This is a genomic window from Nocardia sp. NPDC004415 (genome assembly GCF_053602435.1).
Map to the genome: position 1 here is coordinate 54,317 of NZ_JBSGDP010000025.1, position 22,670 is coordinate 76,986.

27 protein-coding genes are annotated in these 22,670 nt (G+C 68.7%); 18 read left to right on the top strand and 9 right to left on the bottom strand.

Translation table 11 applies throughout. The features are described 5' to 3' along the window. Positions 1 to 151 precede the first annotated feature (151 nt). Genes ACWEMY_RS14505 through ACWEMY_RS14515 form a run of 3 tightly spaced genes read left to right on the top strand, consistent with a single transcriptional unit; the run spans position 152 to position 2,786 of the window. Positions 152 to 1,156, top strand: a complete 1,005-nt coding sequence (locus tag ACWEMY_RS14505) for an ATP-binding cassette domain-containing protein (protein WP_375934095.1) — start codon at positions 152 to 154, stop codon at positions 1,154 to 1,156. Beyond that, positions 1,153 to 1,962: an ABC transporter permease gene (locus ACWEMY_RS14510; RefSeq protein WP_375934098.1), complete on the top strand. Its 810-nt coding sequence runs from the start codon at positions 1,153 to 1,155 to the stop codon at positions 1,960 to 1,962. The genes ACWEMY_RS14505 and ACWEMY_RS14510 overlap by 4 nt, the downstream gene beginning before the upstream one ends. Then, the gene (locus ACWEMY_RS14515; RefSeq protein ID WP_375934101.1) at positions 1,959 to 2,786 is read left to right on the top strand and encodes an ABC transporter permease; all 828 of its coding nucleotides are present in this window, start codon (positions 1,959 to 1,961) and stop codon (positions 2,784 to 2,786) included. Before ACWEMY_RS14510 ends, ACWEMY_RS14515 begins: the two co-directional genes overlap by 4 nt. Before the next feature lie 55 nt (positions 2,787 to 2,841). Here ACWEMY_RS14515 and ACWEMY_RS14520 read toward each other — a convergent pair whose 3' ends face one another. The 4 genes from ACWEMY_RS14520 to ACWEMY_RS14535 all read right to left on the bottom strand — a co-directional run bounded on the left by ACWEMY_RS14520 (position 2,842) and on the right by ACWEMY_RS14535 (position 6,691). Continuing rightward, positions 2,842 to 4,020: a lycopene cyclase family protein gene (locus ACWEMY_RS14520; RefSeq protein ID WP_452390408.1), complete on the bottom strand. Its 1,179-nt coding sequence runs from the start codon at positions 4,018 to 4,020 to the stop codon at positions 2,842 to 2,844. Between the two features lie 82 nt (positions 4,021 to 4,102). Then, positions 4,103 to 5,272, bottom strand: coding sequence for an ABC transporter permease (locus ACWEMY_RS14525; protein ID WP_452390409.1), 1,170 nt, complete (start codon positions 5,270 to 5,272; stop codon positions 4,103 to 4,105). After that, complete coding sequence (locus ACWEMY_RS14530) at positions 5,269 to 6,147, bottom strand: ABC transporter ATP-binding protein (RefSeq protein WP_452390410.1); 879 nt, start codon at positions 6,145 to 6,147, stop codon at positions 5,269 to 5,271. The genes ACWEMY_RS14525 and ACWEMY_RS14530 overlap by 4 nt, the downstream gene beginning before the upstream one ends. A 67-nt stretch (positions 6,148 to 6,214) precedes the next feature. Further along, positions 6,215 to 6,691 carry a hotdog fold domain-containing protein gene (locus ACWEMY_RS14535; RefSeq protein ID WP_375934113.1) on the bottom strand — a complete coding sequence of 159 codons (477 nt, stop codon included), beginning with the start codon at positions 6,689 to 6,691 and terminating at the stop codon, positions 6,215 to 6,217. 532 nt (positions 6,692 to 7,223) lie between these two features. Here ACWEMY_RS14535 and rpsJ point away from each other — a divergent pair. The 13 genes from rpsJ to ACWEMY_RS14600 all read left to right on the top strand — a co-directional run bounded on the left by rpsJ (position 7,224) and on the right by ACWEMY_RS14600 (position 13,154). Further along, the gene (gene rpsJ, locus ACWEMY_RS14540) at positions 7,224 to 7,529 is read left to right on the top strand and encodes a 30S ribosomal protein S10 (protein ID WP_003938093.1); all 306 of its coding nucleotides are present in this window, start codon (positions 7,224 to 7,226) and stop codon (positions 7,527 to 7,529) included. 14 nt (positions 7,530 to 7,543) lie between these two features. Then, positions 7,544 to 8,209 (top strand): 50S ribosomal protein L3, encoded by a 666-nt coding sequence (rplC, locus tag ACWEMY_RS14545; RefSeq protein WP_375934116.1) that lies wholly within the window; start codon positions 7,544 to 7,546, stop codon positions 8,207 to 8,209. Next, positions 8,206 to 8,880, top strand: coding sequence for a 50S ribosomal protein L4 (gene rplD / locus ACWEMY_RS14550; protein WP_336086967.1), 675 nt, complete (start codon positions 8,206 to 8,208; stop codon positions 8,878 to 8,880). Before rplC ends, rplD begins: the two co-directional genes overlap by 4 nt. Further along, positions 8,877 to 9,182 carry a 50S ribosomal protein L23 gene (rplW, locus tag ACWEMY_RS14555; protein ID WP_019045018.1) on the top strand — a complete coding sequence of 102 codons (306 nt, stop codon included), beginning with the start codon at positions 8,877 to 8,879 and terminating at the stop codon, positions 9,180 to 9,182. Before rplD ends, rplW begins: the two co-directional genes overlap by 4 nt. 33 nt (positions 9,183 to 9,215) lie before the next feature. Continuing rightward, positions 9,216 to 10,052 carry a 50S ribosomal protein L2 gene (rplB, locus tag ACWEMY_RS14560; RefSeq protein WP_019045019.1) on the top strand — a complete coding sequence of 279 codons (837 nt, stop codon included), beginning with the start codon at positions 9,216 to 9,218 and terminating at the stop codon, positions 10,050 to 10,052. Between the two features lie 14 nt (positions 10,053 to 10,066). Then, positions 10,067 to 10,348 (top strand): 30S ribosomal protein S19, encoded by a 282-nt coding sequence (rpsS, locus tag ACWEMY_RS14565; protein ID WP_056818481.1) that lies wholly within the window; start codon positions 10,067 to 10,069, stop codon positions 10,346 to 10,348. Next, positions 10,345 to 10,758: a 50S ribosomal protein L22 gene (rplV, locus tag ACWEMY_RS14570; protein ID WP_375934121.1), complete on the top strand. Its 414-nt coding sequence runs from the start codon at positions 10,345 to 10,347 to the stop codon at positions 10,756 to 10,758. Before rpsS ends, rplV begins: the two co-directional genes overlap by 4 nt. Beyond that, on the top strand, positions 10,759 to 11,553 hold the full coding sequence (rpsC, locus tag ACWEMY_RS14575; protein ID WP_019045022.1) for a 30S ribosomal protein S3: 795 nt from the start codon (positions 10,759 to 10,761) through the stop codon (positions 11,551 to 11,553). Positions 11,554 to 11,556: 3 nt separating this feature from the next. Continuing rightward, a complete protein-coding gene (gene rplP / locus ACWEMY_RS14580; RefSeq protein ID WP_019045023.1) occupies positions 11,557 to 11,973 on the top strand; it encodes a 50S ribosomal protein L16 in 417 nt (138 codons plus the stop codon). Then, entirely contained in the window at positions 11,973 to 12,212 is a 240-nt protein-coding gene (gene rpmC / locus ACWEMY_RS14585; protein WP_019045024.1) for a 50S ribosomal protein L29, read from the top strand. The genes rplP and rpmC overlap by 1 nt, the downstream gene beginning before the upstream one ends. Then, positions 12,209 to 12,478, top strand: a complete 270-nt coding sequence (gene rpsQ, locus ACWEMY_RS14590) for a 30S ribosomal protein S17 (RefSeq protein ID WP_278264580.1) — start codon at positions 12,209 to 12,211, stop codon at positions 12,476 to 12,478. Before rpmC ends, rpsQ begins: the two co-directional genes overlap by 4 nt. A 110-nt stretch (positions 12,479 to 12,588) precedes the next feature. Next, positions 12,589 to 12,783, top strand: a complete 195-nt coding sequence (locus tag ACWEMY_RS14595; protein ID WP_452390411.1) for a hypothetical protein — start codon at positions 12,589 to 12,591, stop codon at positions 12,781 to 12,783. Further along, a complete protein-coding gene (locus tag ACWEMY_RS14600) occupies positions 12,780 to 13,154 on the top strand; it encodes a type II toxin-antitoxin system death-on-curing family toxin (RefSeq protein ID WP_452390412.1) in 375 nt (124 codons plus the stop codon). Before ACWEMY_RS14595 ends, ACWEMY_RS14600 begins: the two co-directional genes overlap by 4 nt. Positions 13,155 to 13,159: 5 nt before the next feature. Here the strand turns inward: ACWEMY_RS14600 and ACWEMY_RS14605 are convergent, their stop codons facing one another. The 5 genes from ACWEMY_RS14605 to ACWEMY_RS14625 form a co-directional block, all read right to left on the bottom strand. Next, positions 13,160 to 15,385 carry a hypothetical protein gene (locus ACWEMY_RS14605; RefSeq protein ID WP_452390413.1) on the bottom strand — a complete coding sequence of 742 codons (2,226 nt, stop codon included), beginning with the start codon at positions 15,383 to 15,385 and terminating at the stop codon, positions 13,160 to 13,162. 119 nt (positions 15,386 to 15,504) lie between these two features. After that, a complete protein-coding gene (locus ACWEMY_RS14610) occupies positions 15,505 to 16,338 on the bottom strand; it encodes an SDR family oxidoreductase (protein ID WP_452390414.1) in 834 nt (277 codons plus the stop codon). Positions 16,339 to 16,426: 88 nt separating this feature from the next. Next, positions 16,427 to 17,164 (bottom strand): CPBP family glutamic-type intramembrane protease, encoded by a 738-nt coding sequence (locus tag ACWEMY_RS14615; protein WP_375934135.1) that lies wholly within the window; start codon positions 17,162 to 17,164, stop codon positions 16,427 to 16,429. A gap of 138 nt (positions 17,165 to 17,302) precedes the next feature. After that, the gene (locus tag ACWEMY_RS14620; protein WP_452390415.1) at positions 17,303 to 18,244 is read right to left on the bottom strand and encodes an RluA family pseudouridine synthase; all 942 of its coding nucleotides are present in this window, start codon (positions 18,242 to 18,244) and stop codon (positions 17,303 to 17,305) included. 48 nt (positions 18,245 to 18,292) lie between these two features. Next, positions 18,293 to 18,865, bottom strand: coding sequence for a putative glycolipid-binding domain-containing protein (locus ACWEMY_RS14625; protein WP_452390416.1), 573 nt, complete (start codon positions 18,863 to 18,865; stop codon positions 18,293 to 18,295). 132 nt (positions 18,866 to 18,997) lie between these two features. Between ACWEMY_RS14625 and ACWEMY_RS14630 the strand changes: the two genes are divergently transcribed. Together ACWEMY_RS14630 and ACWEMY_RS14635 are read left to right on the top strand one after the other, a co-directional pair. Next, positions 18,998 to 20,839 carry an ABC transporter ATP-binding protein gene (locus ACWEMY_RS14630; RefSeq protein WP_452390417.1) on the top strand — a complete coding sequence of 614 codons (1,842 nt, stop codon included), beginning with the start codon at positions 18,998 to 19,000 and terminating at the stop codon, positions 20,837 to 20,839. Next, a complete protein-coding gene (locus tag ACWEMY_RS14635) occupies positions 20,836 to 22,572 on the top strand; it encodes an ABC transporter ATP-binding protein (RefSeq protein ID WP_452390418.1) in 1,737 nt (578 codons plus the stop codon). Before ACWEMY_RS14630 ends, ACWEMY_RS14635 begins: the two co-directional genes overlap by 4 nt. The last annotated feature ends 98 nt before the right edge of the window (positions 22,573 to 22,670 follow it).

Here is a 22,670-nt window from a genome sequence, read left to right on the forward strand (position 1 = left end):
GGAAAACAGACGAGTCAGACCGAGACGGGACCGGCGGAAGCGCCGGACCGGTAACATCGCGCCGAACGGTATGGATCACCTACCGAGACGAAAAATTCCGTGTGCGCGTTTCCAGAAGAGTCTCGCGCGCCCGGCCGATGGTGGAGAGTTGATGCCGAGTTCGAACTCAGTGGATTCGCCCGCAGGTGGCCTCGCGCAGCGGCGCGACGAGCCCGCGGTGCTGGTATCCGACGTGCGCAAGTCCTTCGGTGACGTGCACGCCCTGCAAGGCATCAGTTTCCAGGCCGAACGCGCCAGCGTGCTCGGCATCCTCGGGCCCAACGGCGCGGGCAAGACCACCACGGTCAAGATCCTGTCCACCCTGCTCAGCCCCGACTCCGGCACCGCCGTGGTCGCCGGGCACGACGTGCGCACCGACGCCGCGGGGGTGCGCCGCGCGATCATGATGACCGGCCAGTACGCCGCCCTCGACGAGAACCTCACCGGCCGGGAGAACCTCGAGCTGTTCGGCAGGCTGATGGGCCTGACCAAGTCGGCCGCCCGCAAGCGCGCCGAGGTGCTGCTCGAGGAATTCGACCTGGTCAGCGCCGGGAAGCGCGCGGTGCGCAACTACTCCGGCGGTATGCGCCGGCGCGTCGACATCGCCTGTGGTCTGGTGGTGCGGCCCGAGGTGGTGTTCCTCGACGAGCCGACCACCGGCCTCGACCCGCGCAGCCGCCAGGGCGTGTGGGACCTGGTCACGGCGCTGAAGAACCAGGGCATCACGGTGCTGCTCACCACGCAGTACCTCGAAGAGGCCGACGTGCTCAGCGACAACATCATCGTCATCGACAAGGGCACGGTCATCGCCGAGGGCACCGCCGACCAGCTCAAGGCCAAGACCGGCGGCAGCTTCTGCGAGATCGTCCCGCTGGACCCGAGCAAACTGGCCGCGACCGTGCAGGCGCTGGGCGATCTGGTCCCGGCCGCCGTGGCCGCCGAGATCTCCGGCGCCGACAAGCTCTCGGTACCCGCCCCCGACGGGGCGGCCACCCTGGCCGAGGCACTGCGCAGGCTCGACACCGCGGGCATCGACCTGGCCGACATCGCGCTGCGCAGGCCCTCGCTCGACGACGTGTTCCTCTCGATCACCGGTCATTCGGGCGGGCATCAGTGAGTGCCCCCGCCGCCGCGGCGGACACCCTGTTCGCCGATCTCCCCGAGGCGCACCCGAGCAGCTTCGCGCAGTGGCGCGCGCTGACCGGACGCATCGTGCGCACCATGGTCACCAAGGGCGAGCTGATCGTCGCGGTGCTGTTCCCGCTGGTGATCACCGTCGCGTTCTATCTGCCGCTGCGCTATGTGATGAAGGTGCAGGGCATCGACTACGCGCAGTACGTGATGCCGATCATCGTGCTGCAGACCATGGCCATGACCATGATGTCGAATGCCCAGCTGGCCGCGTTCGAGGCGCTCACCGGCCTGAGCACCCGGTTGCAGACCATGCCGATCGGGTCGCTGGTGCCGCTGCTCTCGCGGATCAGCGCGGGCCTGGTGCGCTCGGTGGTCTCGCTGATCGCCACCGTCGGCTACGGCTACCTGATCGGGTTCCGGTTCACCGGCGGCTGGTTGCAGGCGCTGGCCTTCGTCGGCTTCGCCCTGGCGGTCGGCGTGGTGCTGACGCTGGGCGCCGACGCGCTGGGCAGTCTCACCAAGAACCCCGAGGCACTGAGCCAGGCGCTCACCCTGCCGATCCTGATCTTCGGCATGCTCTCCACCGGCTTCGTGCCCGAGCAGGCCTTCCCCACCTGGGCGCGGGCCTTCGCGCGCAACCAGCCGATCTCCCAGGCCGCGCAGACCCTCAGCGACATGGCCGCCGGTGATCTGAGCTGGGCGGGCACCTGGGTCTCGCTGGTGTGGCTCGGCGGGCTGGCCATCTTCTTCCTCCCACTGGCTGTGTGGGCGAGTGTGAGGCGATCATGACGACAACCCTGACCGCGGCCCAGCTGCCGGAGGTCCACGCCAAGCCCGAGGGCGCGGTGTCGGTGTGGGCCACCCACAGCGTCATCCAGGCCAAGCGCCTGCTGATGGTGTGGCTGCGCGACCCGTCGACCACCATCCAGACCATCGCCTACCCGGCGGTGACCCTGCTGATGTTCCGCATCGTGCTCGGCGACTACATCACCGCCTACGGCGGCATGCCCGCCATCTACGGCCAGGCCGCGCTGCTCACGCTGGTCGCCGCCATGACCGGCGCGGTCGTGAGCGCGCTGGGCTTCAAGCGCGAGAAGGCCGCCGGCCTGCTCAGCCGCTTCTACACCATGCCGCTCAACAAGGCCTCGCTGCTCACCGGCAGGCTGCTGGCCGAGGTGCTGCGCATCCTGATCACCACGGTGATCGTGCTGCTCGTCGCGGTGCCGCTGGGTTTCCTGTTCATGGAGAACCCGCTGACCAATATCGCGCTGATCAGCGTCCCGGTGCTGTTCGGGCTCGGCTTCGCGGTGATGGTGACCGCGCTGGCCACCATCACCGAGGGCGTGATGCTGGTGAGCCTGATCGGCATCGTCAACACCCTGCTGATGTTCTTCAACACCGGGTTCGTGCCGATCATCGCCTACCCGACCTGGTTGCAGACCATCGTCGCCAACCAGCCGATGAGCTGCGCGATCGACGCCATGATCGGGCTGTCCTACGGCGGCCCGGTGGCCGAGCCGCTGCTGAAGACGCTGGCGTGGACGGTCGGGATGATCGCGGTATTCGCCTACCCGGCCATCGCGGGCTACAAGAAGGCCGCGCAGACGGCATAGTCCCGGCACCACCAGCCGCGCCCCGGAGTCCACGTGACTGCGGGGCGTCGCTGTTTCAGCTGGCCTGCACCTCGGCGGGCGCGAACGGGTAGTCGACCCAGCGATCGCGGTTGGTCCAGCCGACCAGGTCGTAGCGCCAGCGGAACGGCCAGGTGTGGGCGACGGTGTTGAACAGCACCGCGCCCAGCGCCGCGTAGTCGTCGTGGGCCGAGAGCAGTGCCCGCTGACCGCGTTCGGACTCGGTGAAGAACGCCTCGAACATGGCGATCGACTGGGCGGTGGTGAGCCGGCCCAGACCGAACAGGCCGCGCATCCGCATCCAGTACACCGCCCGCGCCTGCCACGGCCACAGCGCCTCGACCGGGTCCTCGCCCTGCTGGACGGCCGTGACGGCGGTGTCGATCAGAGCCAGCGAATCGGCCACGCTGTAGCCGGTGCACGGGTGCATCATGCCGCCGCGCGAGCCGAACGGGACCGCGACGGCCGCGCCCTTCTTCGGCGGGGGCTGGTCGAGCGGGTAGTGGGCGGCCTCGCTGGGCTCGTCACCGCGCAGGACGACGCCGTGCGCGGCGAGGCGGGCCAGCGTGCGCTTGCGCAGTTCGTGCTGGGGCATGCCGCCACGCAGGCCCAGGCTGGTCTCCTCGAAGATCACCGTGCCGTCGCCCAGCGGCACGGCGTAGAGGAACGAGGGCGGCTCGTCCGGGCCGGCGCCGTTCTCCGGACGCCAGTCCAGCAGCAGGCCCTCGCCGTCGGCGACCATGGGCGCCGCGGTGTCGGCGTCGACGAAGATGCCGTGCGCGGAGGCGGCGCGGCGCTTGCCCAGGGTGGGCAGGCCGCGGGTGTCGAAGACCGTGTTCGCGCGGATGACGGTGCCGTCGGCGAGTTCCACCTCGTGCTGGTCCACGCGGCGGGCGCGCTCGGCGAAGACCGTCGCGTCGTCGAGGGCCAGCGCCGCGTGCAGACCGGCCTTGGACAGCACGCAGTACGCGCGCGGGATGCGGTGCTCGGTTTTCGTCCACACCGTGGGGGTCGCGATGCGCTGGGCGATCACGCTGTCCGGCAGCCAGTCGGGCAGCTCGTCGACCCAGCAGGAGAACGTCGGCGGGAACAGCCGCTCCGGTCGCGGATCCACCGCCGCGACCCGTAGTCCGGCCACCGCCGCCCGATGCGCCAGCCCCCGCCCTGTCGGGCCGAGCCCGACAACACACACATCGAATTCCCGCGTACTACTCACGATCGCATTCAATCCCGCCCCCGCGGCACGGCGCAAGCACCGGCCACACGCCGCGAGCACCGGCCGCGTCGGCGGGTGGTGGCTAGTCCTCGAGGGCGAGCGCCTGGCGCATGGTCAGGCGGCCCTGGGTCTGCATGAGCGAGCGACGGTAGATGCGTTCGGCGACCAGGACGATGCCGTAGGCGGCCACACCCATCAGCGCCAGCGCGGCGATCGGCTCCCACCAGGCCGCCGTGCCCTCGGCCAGCCGCGCGGGCATGGCGACGATGGACATGATCGGCACATAGGAGGCCACCACCCGGCCGGTGCCGGTGAGGAAGATGCCCGCGAACAGCACGATCATGATCAGCATCGACAGGGGAGTGGCGGTGGACTGCAGGTCCTCGCTGCGGGTGGCCAGCGCACCGGCCACCGCCCACAGGCTGGCCAGCGCGATGAAACCGACCAGGAAGAACACGATGAACCAGCCCGCCGCCCCGGCGATCTGACCCAGCTGATCGGCTCTACCGGTCGCGGCCAGACCCGCCAGCCCGGCACCGACGAACAGCGCCAGCTGCGCGAAGGCCAGCACGGAATTGCCGACGACCTTGCCGATCAGCAACTGCCGCAGCGGCATCGCGCTGGCCAGGATCTCCACTATCCGGTTCTGCTTCTCCTCCACCACGCTCTGCGCGATGGACATGCCGAACAGCAGCGAGGCCAGATAGAACAGGAAAGCGAAGACCAGCGCCACGATCTTGCTCAGCCCCGGATCGACCGCGCCCTTCTCCAGCAGGTCGTAGCGCACGTCCGCGCCCCGGCCCAGCTCCTCGAGCGAGACGCCCGCGGCCTCGGCATTGCGTTGCAGGGCGAGCTGCTGGGCGGCGGCGGTGATGTAGGTGGTGGCGTCGTCGTCCTCGGCGGTCTTGCCGAGCAGCAGCCAGCCACCGGATTCGGCGGGCACCAGACCCACGTCGACGGTTTCGTCACGGACCTGCTGTTCAACGGCCGCGCGGTCGGCGGCTGGATGCCCGGTGAAGGTGGTATCGCTGTCGGCGGCCTCGGCCAGGCTGTTCGCGGTATCGAGCACCACCGCCGTCCCGGGCCCGGTGACGGCCACCTCGATCTTGTCCGGCCTGCTGCTGAGGAATCCGCTGATCGCCAGCGACGCCACGATCGCGACGATGGTGACCACGGTCGACACGACGAAGTTGCGATCCCGCAGCTTCACCACGATCTCGCGAGCCGCCACGATCCGCCATACCCCGTTCACGAGGTCACCTCCCGGTAGATCTCGGCGACCGTCGGCCGCGCCTCGGCGAACTCCCGCACCGATCCGCGTGCCAGCGCCTCGGTCAGCACCGCGTCGGTGCTCGCCCCCGCGAGTTCGAGCTGGGCCACCGGCCCGTCCAGCGAGATCACCCGCACGCCGGTGAACTCCCGCAACCACGTCGGATCACCGTCGACGACCAGCCGGTACCGCGCCGCGCTGCCCGCCCGCAGCGACTCGACCGAGCCCTGCCCGACGACCCGCCCGCCGGCCAGGATCACCAGCTGATCGCACAGCCGCTCGACCAGATCCAGCTGGTGCGAGGAGAACAGCACCGGCACACCCTGGTCGGCGTACTCGCGCAGCAGCTCGACCATGGAGTCCACCGCGGCCGGGTCGAGCCCGGAGAACGGTTCGTCCAGGATCAGCGCCGTGGGCTGGGCGATCACCGCGGCCGCGATCTGCACCCGCTGCTGATTGCCCAGCGACAACGACTCCAGCTTGTCCTTGCCCCGCTCGGCCAGCCCGAAGCGGGCGAGCAATTCCCCGGCCCGCTGCTTGGCCTCGGCCGTGCTCAGCCCGCGCAGCCGGGCCAGATAGACCAGCTGATCGAGGACCGGCTGCTTGGGATAGAGCCCCCGTTCCTCGGGCATGTACCCGAAGCCGCGGCGATCCTGCGCGGTCACCGGCCTGCCGTCCCAGCGGATCTCCCCGCCCTGCACGGCCAGCACCCCCATGATCATCCGCATCGTGGTGGTCTTGCCCGCGCCATTGCCCCCGACGAATCCCGTCAGCGCTCCCGGCGGCACGCCGAACGACACCCCGTCGACCGCCACGTGCTCGCCGAACCGGCGCACCAGCTGCGCGACTTCCAGCATCGAGCTCTCCCCGTCTGTCGTCGTCTCGATCACAACCGTACCGATTCAACGACTTTCGGGCAGGGACTCAGCGCGGGGTGACCCAGGTGGTGATGTCGGCGTGCACGACCTCGATGCCGTCCTTGTCGTAGATCGAGACCGGCACCGTGAGCTCGGTGCCCTCGGTGATGGCCGCGAAGTCCGGCACCTCGGCCAGCTTCGCCACCGCGCGCAGCCCGCTCTCGGCCTTGGCCAGGTACTGCACGTTCATCGCCTTGGGGATCCAGCGGTGCGTGGTGGGCACGGTGGCCTCGCTCAGCATGCCCATCGCCACCTCGGCCAGATTGCAGGCCGCGATGGCGTGGAAGGTGCCCAGGTGGTTGTGGATACCGAACCACTTGGGCGAGGTGACCTCGCAGATCCCCGGTTCCAGCCGGACCACCTGGGGGAGCACGGTGCCGAAGTAGGGGACCCGGGCGACCATGCCCAGGGAGAACAGCGCGTGCCCGAGCTTGTTGTCGGGCAGCTTCTTCCAGCCGCGGTAGGTCGCGGTTTCCTGTGTCATGCGGGCTATCTTACTCAAAAGTAAGTTAGCGCGGAACCCTCCGGCGCGGGGGCGGGCATCGTGCCAGCTACCATGGATCGGTACAGCCCGTTCCGGCGACGCGGTCCAGGTAGATGCCCTCGCAAGGGCGTGATCGATACCTCATGACCCCTGATTTGAAGAGCGTTGTCGGGATGGTGCATACTGTTCGGGTTGCCTTGCACAGGATCATGCCTTCTCTTCGGGGGAGGCGGTTCGAGTCAGGCGAGCAGAAGTTTGTATCTCCCCGGTTCGCCGGGTGCGGATACGTCCGGGACCACGTTCCAGGCCGATGATGAGCAAGTGATCAGGGCTGAAGAATGAGCGAAAAGGCGACACGCCCGACCGCGTGGACCGGAGCACCATGACAGATGAACAGCGGCGAGGACTGGGCAGTGCCCCGGTGGCGGTCTCGGCAGAGAATCTCAACGTGTGTTCGGGCTGTGCAATTGAGGGTGGTGTCAGGAGCCAGCTCCTGTGACCACGAAGGAAAGCGGAGAAAAGGACACTTAGCGTGGCGGGACAAAAGATCCGCATCAGGCTCAAGGCCTATGACCACGAGGCGATCGACGCGTCTGCGCGCAAGATCGTGGAGACGGTGACCCGCACTGGCGCCCGCGTGGTCGGGCCTGTGCCGTTGCCCACCGAGAAGAACGTGTACTGCGTCATCCGTTCGCCGCACAAGTACAAGGACTCGCGCGAACACTTCGAGATGCGTACACACAAGCGCCTCATCGACATCCTCGACCCGACGCCGAAGACGGTCGACGCGCTCATGCGCATCGACCTGCCGGCCAGCGTCGACGTCAACATTCAGTGACGGGGACTCGAGATATGACTGACAACAAGAACCGGCCCGCGGCCGGCATCCTGGGCACCAAGCTCGGCATGACCCAGGTCTTCGACGAGAAGAACCGCGTCGTCCCGGTCACCGTCATCAAGGCGGGCCCGAACGTGGTCACCCAGATCCGCACCGTGGAGCGCGACGGCTACTCGGCCGTCCAGATCGCTTTCGGCGCCATCGACCCGCGCAAGGTGAACAAGCCGACTTCCGGCCAGTTCGCCAAGGCCGGTGTCACCCCGCGCCGCCACGTCACCGAGATCCGCGTCGCGGATGCCTCCACCTTCGAGGTCGGCCAGGAGCTCTCCGCCGACGTCTTCGAAGAGGGCACCTACGTCGACGTGACCGGTATCAGCAAGGGCAAGGGCTTCGCCGGCACCATGAAGCGTCACGGCTTCGCCGGTCAGGGCGCCTCGCACGGTGCGCAGGCTGTGCACCGTCGCCCGGGTTCCATCGGTGGCTGCGCCACCCCCGGCCGCGTGTTCAAGGGCATGCGCATGTCGGGCCGCATGGGTAACGACCGCGTCACCACGCAGAACCTCTCGGTTCACAAGGTCGACGCCGAGAACGGCCTGCTCCTGGTCAAGGGTGCCATCCCCGGCCGCAAGGGCAACGTCGTGATCGTCAAGAGCGCAGTGAAGGGTGGTGCGCACGCATGACCAGCCTCGACAAGAAGGCCAACCTGACGCTGACCGTCAAGGCCGCAGGCGGCAAGACCGAAGGCACCGTCGAGCTCCCCGCGGAGATCTTCGACGTGACCGCCAACGTCGCGCTGATGCACCAGGTCGTCATCGCGCAGCTGGCCGCCGCTCGCCAGGGCACCCACTCCACGAAGACTCGTGGCGAGGTCCGTGGTGGTGGCAAGAAGCCGTACCGCCAGAAGGGCACCGGCCGCGCCCGCCAGGGTTCGACCCGTGCGCCGCAGTTCGCCGGTGGTGGCACCGTCCACGGCCCGCAGCCGCGTGACTACAGCCAGCGGACCCCCAAGAAGATGAAGGCCGCCGCCCTGCGCGGAGCCCTGTCCGACCGGGCCCGCAACGAGCGCATCCACGTGATCACCGAGCTGGTCGCGGGTCAGACCCCGTCGACCAAGGCCGCCAAGAGCTTCCTGTCCGAGCTGTCGGACCGTAAGAAGTTCCTGGTCGTCGTCGGTCGCGAGGACGTCGCCGCGTGGAAGAGCGTGGCGAACCTGCAGAACGTGCTGCCGATCGCCCCGGACCAGCTCAACACCTACGACGTCCTCAACAGCGACGAACTGGTGTTCAGCGTCGAGGCCCTGAACGCGTTCGTTCACGGTCCCGCCGAGGCGGCCCAGGAGGAGAGCAAGTGAGCACCATCGCCGACCCCCGCGACATCCTGCTCGCACCGGTCATCTCGGAGAAGTCCTACGGACTGATCGAGGAAGGCACCTACACCTTCCTGGTGCACCCGGATTCGAACAAGACGCAGATCAAGATTGCCGTCGAGAAGGTCTTCGGCGTCAAGGTGACCAGCGTCAACACCGCCAACCGTCAGGGCAAGCGCAAGCGGACCCGCTTCGGTTACGGCAAGCGCAAGGACACCAAGCGCGCGCTCGTGACCATCTCGGCCGACAGCAAGCCCATCGAGATCTTCGGAGGCCCGGTCGCGTAAGCGGCTGGTCATCCAGAAAGCAGAGAAGAACTCATGGCAATCCGTAAGTACAAGCCGACTACGCCGGGCCGTCGTGGCTCGAGCGTCTCGGACTTCGCCGAGATCACCCGGTCGACGCCGGAGAAGTCGCTGCTGCGCCCGCTCACCAAGTCCGGTGGTCGTAACGCGCACGGTCGCATCACCACGCGTCACCGCGGTGGCGGTCACAAGCGTGCCTACCGCGTCATCGACTTCCGTCGACTGGACAAGGACGGCATCCCGGCCAAGGTCGCTCACATCGAGTACGACCCCAACCGCACCGCCAACATCGCACTGCTGCACTTCGCCGACGGCGAGAAGCGCTACATCATCGCGCCGAAGGGCATCCAGCAGGGCAGCCCGATCGAGTCCGGCCCCACGGCCGACATCAAGCCGGGCAACAACCTGCCGCTGCGCAACATCCCGACCGGTACCACGATCCACAACGTGGAGCTGCGTCCGGGCGGCGGCGCCAAGATGGCCCGTGCCGCAGGCATGAGCATTCAGCTGCTGGGCAAGGAAGGGCCGTACGCGACCCTGCGTATGCCCTCCGGTGAAATCCGCCGTGTCGACGTGCGCTGCCGCGCCACCGTCGGCGAGGTCGGCAACGCCGAGCAGTCGAACATCAACTGGGGCAAGGCCGGCCGTATGCGCTGGAAGGGCCGTCGTCCTACCGTCCGTGGTGTCGTCATGAACCCGGTCGACCACCCGCACGGTGGTGGTGAGGGCAAGACCTCCGGTGGTCGCCACCCGGTCTCCCCGTGGGGTCAGCCTGAGGGCCGCACCCGCAAGCCCAACCGTCCGAGCGACAAGCTCATCGTTCGCCGTCGCAAGACCGGCAAGAAGCGCTAAGGAGGAGGTAAGAAATGCCACGCAGCCTCAAGAAGGGCCCGTTCGTCGACGACCACCTCCTCGCGAAGGTGGACGTGCAGAACGAGAAGGGCACGAAGCAGGTCATCAAGACCTGGTCGCGTCGCTCGACCATCATCCCCGATTTCATCGGCCACACTTTCGCCGTCCACGACGGTCGCAAGCATGTCCCGGTGTTCATCTCGGACAACATGGTCGGCCACAAGCTCGGTGAGTTCGCGCCGACCAGGACGTTCAAGAGCCACGTCAAGGACGACCGGAAGAGCAAGCGGCGATGACTGAAACCAACACCGAAACGGTTCAGAACCCGACTGCCCGCGCAACCGCCAAGCACGTGCGGGTCACCCCGATGAAGGCGCGTCGCGTCGTGGACCTGGTCCGCGGCAAGCGCGTCGAGGACGCCCTGGCGATCCTGAAGTTCGCGCCGCAGGCCGCGAGCGAGCCGGTTGCCAAGGTCGTGGCCAGTGCCGCGGCGAACGCCGAGAACAACCTCGGCCTCAACCCGGCCACCCTGGTCATCTCGACCGCGTTCGTCGACGAGGGTGCCACCATGAAGCGTTTCCAGCCGCGGGCCCAGGGCCGCGCGTTCCGGATCCGCAAGCGCACCAGCCACATCACCATCGAGGTCGAGAGCGTGCCCACCGTCGGCGCTGCCACTCGTAGCCGCCGGAAGGGAGGGGCAAAGTAAATGGGACAGAAAATCAATCCCCATGGCTTCCGCCTCGGTATCACCACCGACTGGAAGTCGCGTTGGTACGCGGACAAGCAGTACGCGGAATACGTGAAGGAAGACGTTCAGATCCGCAAGCTCCTCGCCACCGGCATGGAGCGGGCTGGTATCTCGAAGGTCGAGATCGAGCGCACCCGTGACCGCGTCCGTGTGGACATCCACACCGCGCGTCCCGGCATCGTGATCGGTCGCCGTGGCGCGGAGGCCGACCGCATCCGCGCCGAGCTGGAGAAGCTCACCAAGAAGCAGGTCCAGCTGAACATCCTCGAGGTCAAGAACCCCGAGTCGGATGCGCAGCTGGTGGCTCAGGGTGTCGCCGAGCAGCTCAGCAACCGTGTGGCGTTCCGTCGCGCGATGCGCAAGGCCATCCAGTCGGCCATGCGTTCGCCGAACGTCAAGGGCATCCGTGTGCAGTGCTCGGGCCGCCTCGGTGGCGCCGAGATGTCGCGCTCGGAGTTCTACCGCGAGGGTCGCGTCCCGCTGCACACGCTGCGCGCGGACATCGACTACGGCCTCTACGAGGCCAAGACCACCTTCGGTCGCATCGGCGTGAAGGTCTGGATCTACAAGGGTGACATCGTCGGTGGTCGTCGTGAGCTGACCGCCGCCGCTGCTGCTCCGGAGCGCCCGCGTCGCGAGCGTCCGAGCCGCCCGCGTCGTTCCGGGTCCGCCGGCACCACCGCGACCTCGACCGAGGTCGGTCGCGCCGCCACCGCTGTGGCGGACGCACCGGCAGAGAACCAGGAGGGCTGACGCATGCTGATGCCCCGTCGCGTCAAGCACCGCAAGCAGCACCACCCGTCCCGCTCCGGCATGTCCAAGGGCGGCACCGCGGTGGCGTTCGGTGAGTACGGCATCCAGGCTCTCGAGCCCGCCTACGTCACCAACCGTCAGATCGAGTCGGCGCGTATCGCGATGACCCGCCACATCAAGCGTGGCGGCAAGATCTGGATCAACATCTACCCCGACCGCCCGCTCACCAAGAAGCCTGCCGAGACCCGCATGGGTTCCGGTAAGGGCTCGCCGGAGTGGTGGGTCGCGAACGTGAAGCCCGGTCGGGTCATGTTCGAGATGTCTTACCCCAACGAGGAGATTGCTCGCGAGGCCCTGCGTCGCGCGATGCACAAGCTCCCCATGAAGTGCAGGATCGTGACCAGGGAGGAGCAGTTCTGATGGCTACCGGAACACCGGCCGCAGAGCTCCGCGAGCTCAACGAAGAAGAGCTCGTGGCCAAACTGCGCGAGAGCAAGGAAGAGCTCTTCAACCTGCGCTTCCAGATGGCGACGGGTCAGCTCGACAACAACCGTCGTCTGCGCGTCGTCCGCCACGAGATCGCGCGCATCTACACGGTCATGCGTGAGCGCGAGCTCGGCCTGGCCACGGCACCCGCTGGCAAGGGAGACGCGGCATGAGCGAGAACAAGGAAGAGCGCAACAGCCGCAAGGTACGCAGCGGCTACGTCGTCTCGGACAAGATGAACAAGACGATCGTCGTCGAGCTGGAAGACCGTCACCGGCACCCGCTCTACGGCAAGATCATCCGCACCACCTCCAAGGTGAAGGCGCATGACGAGAACGAGATCGCCGGCGTCGGCGACCGCGTTCAGCTGATGGAGACCCGCCCGCTGTCGGCCACCAAGCGCTGGCGTCTGGTCGAGGTCCTGGAGAAGGCCAAGTAGGTCTCCCTCCTCGATCCATCGAGATCGTTTCACGAAGGCCCGTTTCCCTCTGGGAAGCGGGCCTTCGTCGTGGGGTCAGGAGTTTGATACCTGGCTGGTATCATGTGGCCATGGCGATGACACTGCGGCTCAACGGGGACGATGACCGGCGGCTGACCGAGCTGGCCGAGCGGCTTGGGCGCAGTAAGCAGGACTTGGCCCAGGAAGCCATTCATATATATGTCACCCGGCAAGCAGAGGCGTTCGGGTCGATGGTCGACTCGATCATGGACGAGCATGCCGAGTTGATGCGTCGACTCGCATGATCTATCTCGATCTCGCTGAGGTCGTCGCCATCGCTCGCAAGGTCAACAAGACGCCGCACGCTGTCGCCGACATCGGTCTACTGGCAGGAGCTGTCGAGCGTCCGAAGGCGACAGTCTTCGGTCAGGAGGCCTACCCCGGGTTGTTCCTCAAGGCTGCTGCTCTCTTGCATTCGATCGCGCGTAACCATGCGCTGATCGACGGCAACAAACCAACCGCGTTCGTTGCCGGTGTCGCCATGCTCCGGCTGAACGGCTATCGTGTCCGCCCACTTCCGGACGAGCAGGAAGAGTTGACGGATCGAATCGCGACGGGCGATGTGGAGGTCGCCGAGATCGCGAAGAGCTTGGAGCTGTGGTCTGATCCGGCGTGAGTCCGTCAGCCGGTGAATGCGTAGGGGTGGCGGATCTTGCGGGCGAATTCGACGATATTGGTGACGGTGCTGCCGGAGAGGCCTACTTCGGCGCCGATGCGGGGGGCGGACCAGGATCGGTCGGTGAGTTCGAGGATTTCCTCGATCTGGTCGATGGTCAGGCGCAAGGGGTTGCGGTTGGCGATCTGGCGGGCCAGGGCGCGGACTTCGGTGTCGTCGTCGAAGTCGGGGGTGGGGTCGGGGTCGTCGAATTCCGGGGTTTCGGTGGGGGCGATGTCGTCGGTGGGGGCCGGTTCGTCGTCTTGAAGCTGTTGCGGGACCGCCGGATCCGGCTCGAGGTGGTGCGGGAGCCGCGGCGTCGCAGGTGGTGACGCGGGTTCGGGGGTGAGGGTGAGCTGTTCGGGCTCGTCGGCCGGGGGTTGTGGATCGTTGTGTACCACCGTGGAATCGGTGGGGGCCGAGGTGTCGCCGTTGGGGTCACGGGCGACGGTGCCGGCGTGCGCCGTCGCCTCGGGAACCGGGTCGGTGCCGGTCGTGTCGCCGGCGGGAGTCTGCGCGACGGCCGTCACCGGTATTCGCCGTGTGGTGGGGGCGGGTATGCGCACGGTGTGGTCCGCGCCGTTGCGGCGGTGCTCGGCGGCGGCCTTGTGGATCAGCTCGAGGGTGCCGGGCGCTGTCGTCTTCTCGCCCGAAACGCGACGGACACCATGGGTACGCGCCGCCCGTCCGGCATTCGGTGCGACACTCGTCCCGGCATCGGCATCGGCATCGTGCCGTTCGACGGAAACAGTGGCACCCTGCTCGGCCGGGGTGGACTCCGCGCCGGTGGTGATGATCACCGGCTGCGTGTCATCGACGGTGACAGCTCCCTCGATGCCGCGATCCCGCATGGCGGTTTCATGCGAATCATGCTGGGGCGGTACGAGATCGCCGACGATATCTGGAGCCGCAATAGGAGCTGCAGCCTCCGTCGAGGCAGCAGACCAAGTCGGGGCCTCCGTTGGAGCCTCTGTCGCAGCGGCGGCAGTCGCAGCCGGAGTCGCAGCCGCTGCCTCCGCCGGGGCCGCATTCGCAACGGAAGCCTGAGTCGGGGCCGCAGGCGCAGCCACATTCGGGACCAGAGCCTTCGCCGCAGCGGGAGCCGCGTCTGCCGCTCTGGTCGGAGTGGCAGCTGGAGCCGCAACCTCGGCAGCAGCCGGAGTCTGTACCTCGGTCGCAGCCGGGGCTGACGTGGCTGCCGGAGTCGAAACCTCGGCCGCAGCGGGAGTCCGAGCGGCTGCCGGAGCCGGAACATCGGAAGTGCCTGGATCCGGAATATCGGCCGCATCCGCACCGGAAGAACCGGGTAGCGGCCCGGCGGTGACCGCGGTCGGCTTCGGTTGTGTCACAAAGCTTCTGACCGGCTCGTCGTCGCGCAGGAATTCGACGGAACCCGGCATCGTCACCTCGCCCGGCAACCCGACCGAGGCCGCTTCGATCAGCATCGCGTAGCGGGCCGAGACCCAGGCGTGTAGCCAGATGACCACGCCCACCATCACGGGGGCGATGGCGTATTCGGCGGCGCGGCCGAAGGACCCGGCGGCGAGGTGGGGGCCCGCGTTGAGGGCGACCGTGGTTCCGAGGAGGGCGAGTTCGAAGAGCAGGACCTTGCCGCGTTCCAGTTCGCGTCCCCAGCGGGCGGCGGTGGTGGCGGTGATCATGATGACGATGATCGGGATCGAGATCATCGCCTCGATGCCGTAGCTGAGCCAGTAGAGCGGGTCGCTCATGTCCCCGCTGGGTACGAGATTGCGCTGGACGTTCACCCCGGCCCAGACCATGCCGAGGACGACCACCCCGATCAGCGCCCGCGAGGACCATTCCGACCGCCGGTACAGCTGGGCGAGCCGGGCATCGGCGCTCGACACCCGCCGTCGCGCGGCCAGTGCCTTGCGATGCCAGCGCGCGTCGGCTTCGTCGGCGCGGCGGATGAGCGCGCCGGTGCGGCGGTCGCGCCGGTCGGTGGCGAGTTCGTCGGCGACGGCCCGCCGTCGCTGTTTGCGGCGCTGCGCCCGGACCCATTCGGCCAGTTCGCGTTCCGCGCGGATCTCGGCATCGGAGAGCGCCTCGTACAGCGCGGTGTCGTGCTGCAGTCCGATCTTCCCCCGCGCCGTCGCCACCTGCTGCGCGAGGGCGGTGATCGCGGTGTCCGGCGTGCTGAGGGCATTCTCGATCGACCGGTCGTCGGACATCTCGCGCCTTCCGCGTCACTCGAACATATGGACTATCGAACATATGTGTGATTGCCAGAGAGCGTAAACGTCGGCTGCGGGATGGTCAACGACACAGCGGAATCCGCCGCGCGGGAGAGTCAGGCGTCGGGCTCCCGCAGGACCCGGTTCTCGTAGGCGGTGCGGGCGGCCGAGCTGCGGGTGGCGGCGACCTGGTCGGGGACCGCGCGGCGCAGGGCGAGATCGCGCAGGCGCTGGGGGAGCAGGCCGGCGAGGTGGACCAGCGGGCCGACGTAGGCGGGAAGGGAGACCTCGAAGCGAGGGCGTTCGACCACGTCGATGACCGCGCGGGCCACGTCGGTGGGGTCGAGGAGTTTGGCGGCGCCGGTGGCGGTGCCGACGGCGAGTTCGGTGTCGACCACGCCGGGCATGATCACCGAGAGCTGGACGCCGGTGCCGCGTAGTTCCTCGCGCACGGCGGTGAGATAGCCGAGCACGCCGTGTTTGGTCGCGGCGTAGGTGGCCTCACCGGGCGGGGACAGGCGGGAGGCGGCCGAGGCGATGGTGACGATGTGTCCGCGTTTGCGCGCCCGCATTCCGGGCGCGACCAGCCGGACGCCCCGGATCACTCCGTGCAGGTTGACCGCGATGATGCGCGCGGTGGCGGTGTCGGGTTCGCTGTCGAAGGAGCCCACCCACATCACGCCCGCGTTGTTGACGAGCACGTCGACCGGCCCCAGCAGGGCTTCGGTGGTGGCGAGGAAACTGTGGAAGGAGCGCTCGTCGGTGACGTCGAGTTCGCAGCCGTGCACCGTGCCGGGTAGCTGACGGGCGGTGACCCGCGCGTCGTGGCCGGACAGATCGCCGATGCACACCCGCGCCCCCGCCGCCGCGAACTGATGGGCGATCTCACGGCCGATGCCCGCGGCGCCGCCGGTGACTGCCACGACGAGCCCGGCATGGATGCGTTTCATCGGCAGTGAGCCTTTCCATCGAAAACAACTGTGCTTCTGACATGACATCATGTCGGAAGTCGGGCGCGGAATTCCACGCGAGTCGCTTTCAGCTCAGTGCGGTGTGCCAGACGACCGCCGCCGCGAGCGCACCGGCCCCGTTGAGCGACCAGTGCAGCGCGATCGGCGCGAGCAGACTGCCGCTGCGCCTGCGCAACCAGGTGAACACCACACCGGCCGCGGCGGTGGCCGCGACGGCGAGCGCGATGCCGATGATCTGTCCGGCCAGCCCACCCCCGACGATCCCGGACAGTCCCTTGTTTCCGCTGGTCAGCCCCAGCGATGAGGCGATGTGCCAGAACCCGAACAGCAGCGATCCGGCCGCGAACAGCCCGCGCACGCCGAGTACCCGGTCCAGCGTCCCGTGCAGCACCCCGCGGAAGGCGAGTTCCTCGGGAATCACCGTCTGCAAGGGGATGACGATCATCGAGGCGATCAGCGCGCCGGAGATGGTGGCGTAGCGGTCGGCCAGGAAGAACGGCCGGGTGACCGGCAGGATCGCGCCGATCGCCACAGCGGTGAGCACGATGCCGACCGCGCCGACGGCGTAGAGCGTGCCGCGTCGCCAGTGCCGCGGCGACAGGCCCAGTTCGGCCCAGCCGAGCCCGCGCTTGCGCATCAGGGCCAGCAGCGCGAACGCCGCGATCGGCACGGTGACGATATTGGCCCACGCGGTGGTGAAGTGCGCGATCAGATTGGTCCCGGCCAGCACGACCACGACCACGGCGATATCGATGTACGCGTGGAGCTTGGGCCGGGGTTCGGCGACGGTCGCGGGTGAGGGCACCCGACCGAGTGTACGGAAATATCACGAAAAGGAAACGGTCGGGACAACGCTGGTCAGCGCCCGATTTCCGGCCGAAACAGGGACGGACCGGCACGGCGCGACGGCATCAAGATCGACTCGCCGCCGGGGCCCTGTGAGCTACTCGACAGCCGATCCGGACCATCCCGGCAGGTCGTCCCAGGCTTGCAGGCTGCGCCCGGTCTCGAACCGCCGCGGCTGCCCGCTGATCGGATCGGTGAACGCGAGCGAGGCGGCCAGCAGTTGCAGCGGCCGGGTGTAGTCGTCGACGGACTTGTCGGTGATCACGGGATAGAAATCGTCGCCGAGGATCGGCACGCCGAGCCCGTTCATGTGCAGGCGGAGCTGATGGGTGCGGCCGGTGTGCGGGCGCAGCCGGTAGCGGCCGAGTCCGTCGCGGTGCTCAAGCAGTTCCACCTCGGTCTCGGCATTGGGTTCGCCGGGCACCTCTTGCGCGGCGAGCACGTGCTTCTCCTTGACGATCCGGCTGCGCACGGTGCGCGGCAGCTCCAGCGCGGGATCGTAGGGCGCGACGGCCTCGTATTCCTTGCGCACGGTCCGGCGGTGGAACATGGTCTGGTAGGCGCCGCGCGCGGCCGGGTTCACCACGAACAGGATCAGGCCCGCGGTCACCCGGTCGAGGCGGTGCGCGGGGATCAGGTCGGGCAGGTCCAGGTCGCGGCGCAGGCGGACCAGGGCGGTCTGCAGGATGTGTTGACCGCGCGGGATGGTCGCCAGGAAGTGTGGCTTGTCGATCACCAGGATGTCGTCGTCGCGATGCACGATCCCGATCTCGAAGGGCACTTCGCGCTCGACGGGCAGGTCGCGGTGGAACCACACCGCGCCACCCGGCACATACGGTGCGTCCGGGGCCAGCGGGCCGTCCAGGTCGACGATCTCGCCCGCCGCCAGCATGGCGTCGATCCGCGCCGGGTCCACCCTCGGCAACCGCTCGACCAGGTGCTCACGCACGGTCGCCCAGTGCCCGTCCTCCGGGAGCCGGAGCCGGGCTGGGTCGAGGCCGTGCCGTTTCGGCAGCGGCGGCTGCTGCCTGCGTCGCATACCGAAGAGTCTCGCCGGAGCGCTCGGGCCGCGGTCCCTCGGGGCCGGTCAGGCGGCGCGGGTGGCCAGGCCGGGGTAGCCGGCGATCAGCCCGGACGCGTCGAAATCGAGGGTGGCCCGGAAGTCGAAGCCGCGGGAGCGGTAGTCGTAGCGCTGGGCGGTGCCGTCGGCGAGGCGGCGGTAGTGCTGGTCGAGGCGGGTGACCGCGAGGTCGGGGGCGATGTAGACGGCCGGGGTGTCGGCGCCGTCACCGACGGCCAGGGCGAGGCGGTGCACCGGGAGCGCGTTGGTGAACACCGAGGCCGCCAGGTCCACATCGAGGCAGCCGTCGAGTTCGGGCGCGGGCACACCGTCGAGCTGCCAGCGGCCCAGTCCGTCGGACTGCACGGTGAGCGCGCGGCGGGCGTCGGGGTAGCGGGCGGTGATCTGGGCCGAGCGGGTGTGCCAGCTGTCGTCGATCCGCAGGCGGTAGTCGATCGCCCAGGTCAGCTCGTCCTCGATCGCCGTGACGCAGCCTTCGACCACCACCCCGCGCTCGCCGTCACGGAAGTAGGCCACTTCGAAGCCGGTGCGCGCGTCGTGATGACGCCACGCGGCCGACGGTGGCAGCGGCGCGAACATCGGAGCTCCTCACGTGGACGACCGGTCACCTTCGCCATTCCCCCTCCTGACCGCGTTCAACCGCGCAGCAATCAATTTAGGCTAACCTTTCTTCGGCGAGTAGCCGCGAACAGGTCGAGAGGCGAGAACGTTATGACGGTGCAGGTAGCGCCGCCGCCGGGGGCGGAGTCGGGCAACCGGCCGCCCAAGGCGGTCGCGAAGGCGAAGAAGCAGCAGGAAGCGCAGGCGCGCAAGGAGATCCTCGCGCCGGTATCGGGCATGCTCACGGTGGCGAGCCTGATCGTCGCGGTCGCCTCGATCTGCGCGGTCGTGCCCTTCCTGCTGATCGTGCAGGCCTGCCGCGAACTGCTCGAGTCCCCGGTCGACACCGATCGCGTGTGGTGGCTGTTCGGTGCCGCCGTGGCGGTGCTGCTGGTGCGCGCGTTCCTGCAGGTCGTCGTGCTGCTGTGGTCGCACGCGGTGGACGCGGGCTACCAGCTCGGCCTGCGCCGTGCCCTGGCCGCCAAGCTCACCCGGGTGCCGCTGGGCTGGTTCGGTGAACGCAGCTCCGGCGAGGTCAAGACCTACCTGCGCGACGACGTCGAAGCCCTGCACTACCTGGTCGCGCACGCCCGCCTCGAATTCGTCGGCGCGCTGGTGGTGCCGGTGGTGACGCTGGGTTACCTGTTCACCGTCGACTGGCGGCTCACCCTGGTCCTGCTCATCCCGCTGCTCGCCTACGTGCGCCTGTTCGGCCGGATCATGGACCGCGACGGCCGCGACCGCGTCGCCGTCTACACCCGCTGGGAGAAGCGCACCTCGCAGGCCGCGATCGAGTTCGTCGACGGCATCCAGGTGGTGCGCGCGTTCGGTCAGGCGGGCAAGGCGCACCGCGAGTTCCAGGACTCGGTCGACGGTCTGGTGCAGTCGGCCCAGCGGATGAAGATGCCGATCCTGCGCGTGCAGGCCGCCTCCGACATCGTGGTCGCGCCGGTGTTCGTGATGCTGGTCGTGGTGGCCGGTGGCCTGGCCGGGGTCGGCCTCGGCTGGGTCGAACCGCTGGACATGGTGCCCTTCGTGCTGGTCGGCCTGGGTATCGGCAGCTCGCTGCTGGGTCTGGGCTACGGCTCGCAGGCGCTGCGCGCCGGTGGTGCCGCGGCCCTGCGCCTGCACGAACTGCAGCAGACCCCCGAACTCGACCAGGCGCCCGGCACCGCGTCGGCGACCGAGGGCGAATCCGGCGTGGTCCGCTTCGAGGACGTGAAGTTCGGCTACCGCACCGACCACGACGTGCTGCGCGGTATCGACCTCGAGCTGCGCCCCGGCACCATCACCGCGCTGGTCGGCCCGAGCGGCTCGGGCAAGTCGACCCTGGCCAAACTGCTGCCCCGCTTCTACGACGTCGGCGCGGGCCGGATCACCATCGGCGGTCGTGACATCCGCGAGTACGGCAGCGAAGAGCTGTATCGCACGGTCGGTTTCGTCTTCCAGGATGTGCGCCTGATCCGCGGTTCGATCCGCGAGAACCTGGCGCTGGCCCGCCCCGACGCCGACGACGCCGCCCTCGAACGCGCCGCGCGCGCCGCCCAGATCCACGACCGCATCCTCGCCCTGCCGCGCGGCTACGACTCCGAGATCGGCGTCGACGCCACCCTGTCCGGCGGTGAGGCGCAGCGCCTCTCGATCGCGCGCGCCCTGCTCGCCGACACCCCGGTGCTCGTCCTGGACGAGGCCACCGCCTTCGCCGACCCCGAGTCCGAGGCCGCCGTGCAGGACGCGCTGGCCGCGCTGGTCGCCGGTCGCACCGTGCTGGTGATCGCGCACCGCCTGCACACCATCACCGGGGTCGACCGCATCCTGGTGCTGGAGAACGGAACCCTCGTCGAACAGGGCAGCCACGCCGATCTGGTCGGTGCCGGTGGGCTCTATCAGCGGCTCTGGGAGATCAACGAGGCCGCGCTCGGCACGCTCGCCCTGGTGGAGGACGCACGATGATTCGCAAGGTATTCCGGCTGGTTCCCGCCGAATTCGGGCCGCTGGTCCCCAAACTGCTGGCCGCGATCGTGCTGCAGGCGCTGTGCCAGGCCGCCGCCTATCTGCTGCTGGTCCCGGTGCTCGAATCGCTGATCGACGACGACCTGGGCCAGGCGTGGCTGTGGGCGCTGGGCATGGCCGTCGCCGTCGGCGGCCTGATCGTGTTCGGTTACCTGCAGGCCGTGCTCGGTCTGCGTATCGGCCTCGGCATGCAGTCGGGTCTGCAGACCAGCCTCGGTGACAAGCTCAACGCGCTGCCGCTGGGCTGGTTCGAGGGCCGCGACGCCGGACCGCTCTCGCGCGTGGTGGTCGAGCAGGTCCGCGAGATGCAGGGCCTGATCGCCTACCTGCTCACCAAGGTGCTCACCGGCATCATCGTGCCGCTGGCCGTTGGCCTCGGCATGTTGTTCATCGACTGGCGGGTCGGACTGGCCATGCTGCTCGCCGCGCCGGTGCTCTACCTGGTGAACAACCTCGCCAACCGTGCCTATACCGGTGCCGACGCCCGCCTGCACGACGCGGCGGCCGAAGCCGATTCGCGCGTGGTCGAATTCGCGCAGGCCCAGCCGGTGCTGCGGGCCTTCGGCGCGGTCGGCGCGGGCAACAAGAAGCTCGACGGCGCGCTGGCCGAGCACAAGTCGGCCACCCTGCGGATGATGGTCGCCACCGTGCCCGGCCTGGTGGTGTTCGCGCTGTTCGTGCAGGCCGTGTTCCTGGTGCTGGTCTACCTGGTGGTGGTGCAGGTGACCGACGGCGCGATCTCGGCCGCCGTCGCCATCGCGCTGATCGCGGTGAGCTCGCGCTTCATCGAACCGGTCAACCAGGCCGCCCAGCTGGGTAGCGCGCTGCGCTCGGCCGCCGCGGCCGCCGACCGCATCACCGATCTGCTCGACGAGCCCACCCTGCCCGAGGCCACCGAGGCCGTCACTCCCGGCGCGCCCGCGGTGGTGTTCGACGAGGTCAGCTTCGGTTACCGCCCCGGCGAACCGGTGCTGTCGGACCTGTCGTTCACCGTGCCCGCCGGCACCACCACCGCCATCGTCGGCCCCAGCGGTTCGGGCAAGACCACCCTGCTGCGCCTGGCCGCGCGCTTCTACGACGTGGAGTCCGGCGCGGTCTCGGTCGGTGAGCACGATGTGCGCGCCCAGCCCTCGGAGACCCTGCTCGGTCAGATGTCGCTGGTGTTCCAGAACGTCTACCTGTTCAACCGCTCGGTCGCCGAGAACATCCGCATCGGCAACCCCGAGGCCACCGACGAGGAACTGCGGCGCGCGGCCGAGGCGGCCCGTGTCGACGAGATCGTCGAGCGCCTGCCCGAGGGCTTCGACACCCAGGTCGGCGAGGGCGGCGCCTCCCTCTCCGGCGGCGAACGCCAGCGCGTCTCCATCGCCCGCGCCCTGCTCAAGGACGCCCCCATCGTCCTGCTCGACGAGGCGACCAGCGCCCTCGACCCGCACAGCGAAGCCGTCGTCGTCCGCGGCATCCACCAATTGACCAGGGACAAAACGGTTCTCGTCGTGGCCCACCGCCTGGCCACCATCGCCCACGCCGACCAGATCCTGTTCCTCGACAACGGCCGCATCGCCGAACGCGGCACCCACACCGAACTCCTCGCCCAGAACGGCCGCTACGCCGCCTTCTGGAACGAACGAGAACGCGCCACCGGCTGGCGCCTGGAACCTGTCCCAGCCTGACCCGACCACGCAGCGGCCCCGCGGATTCCCATCCGCGGGGCCGCCACCTCCCGCCACCGCCGCGCACCACCGATCTGACCACCCGCGCGGAACGTGAA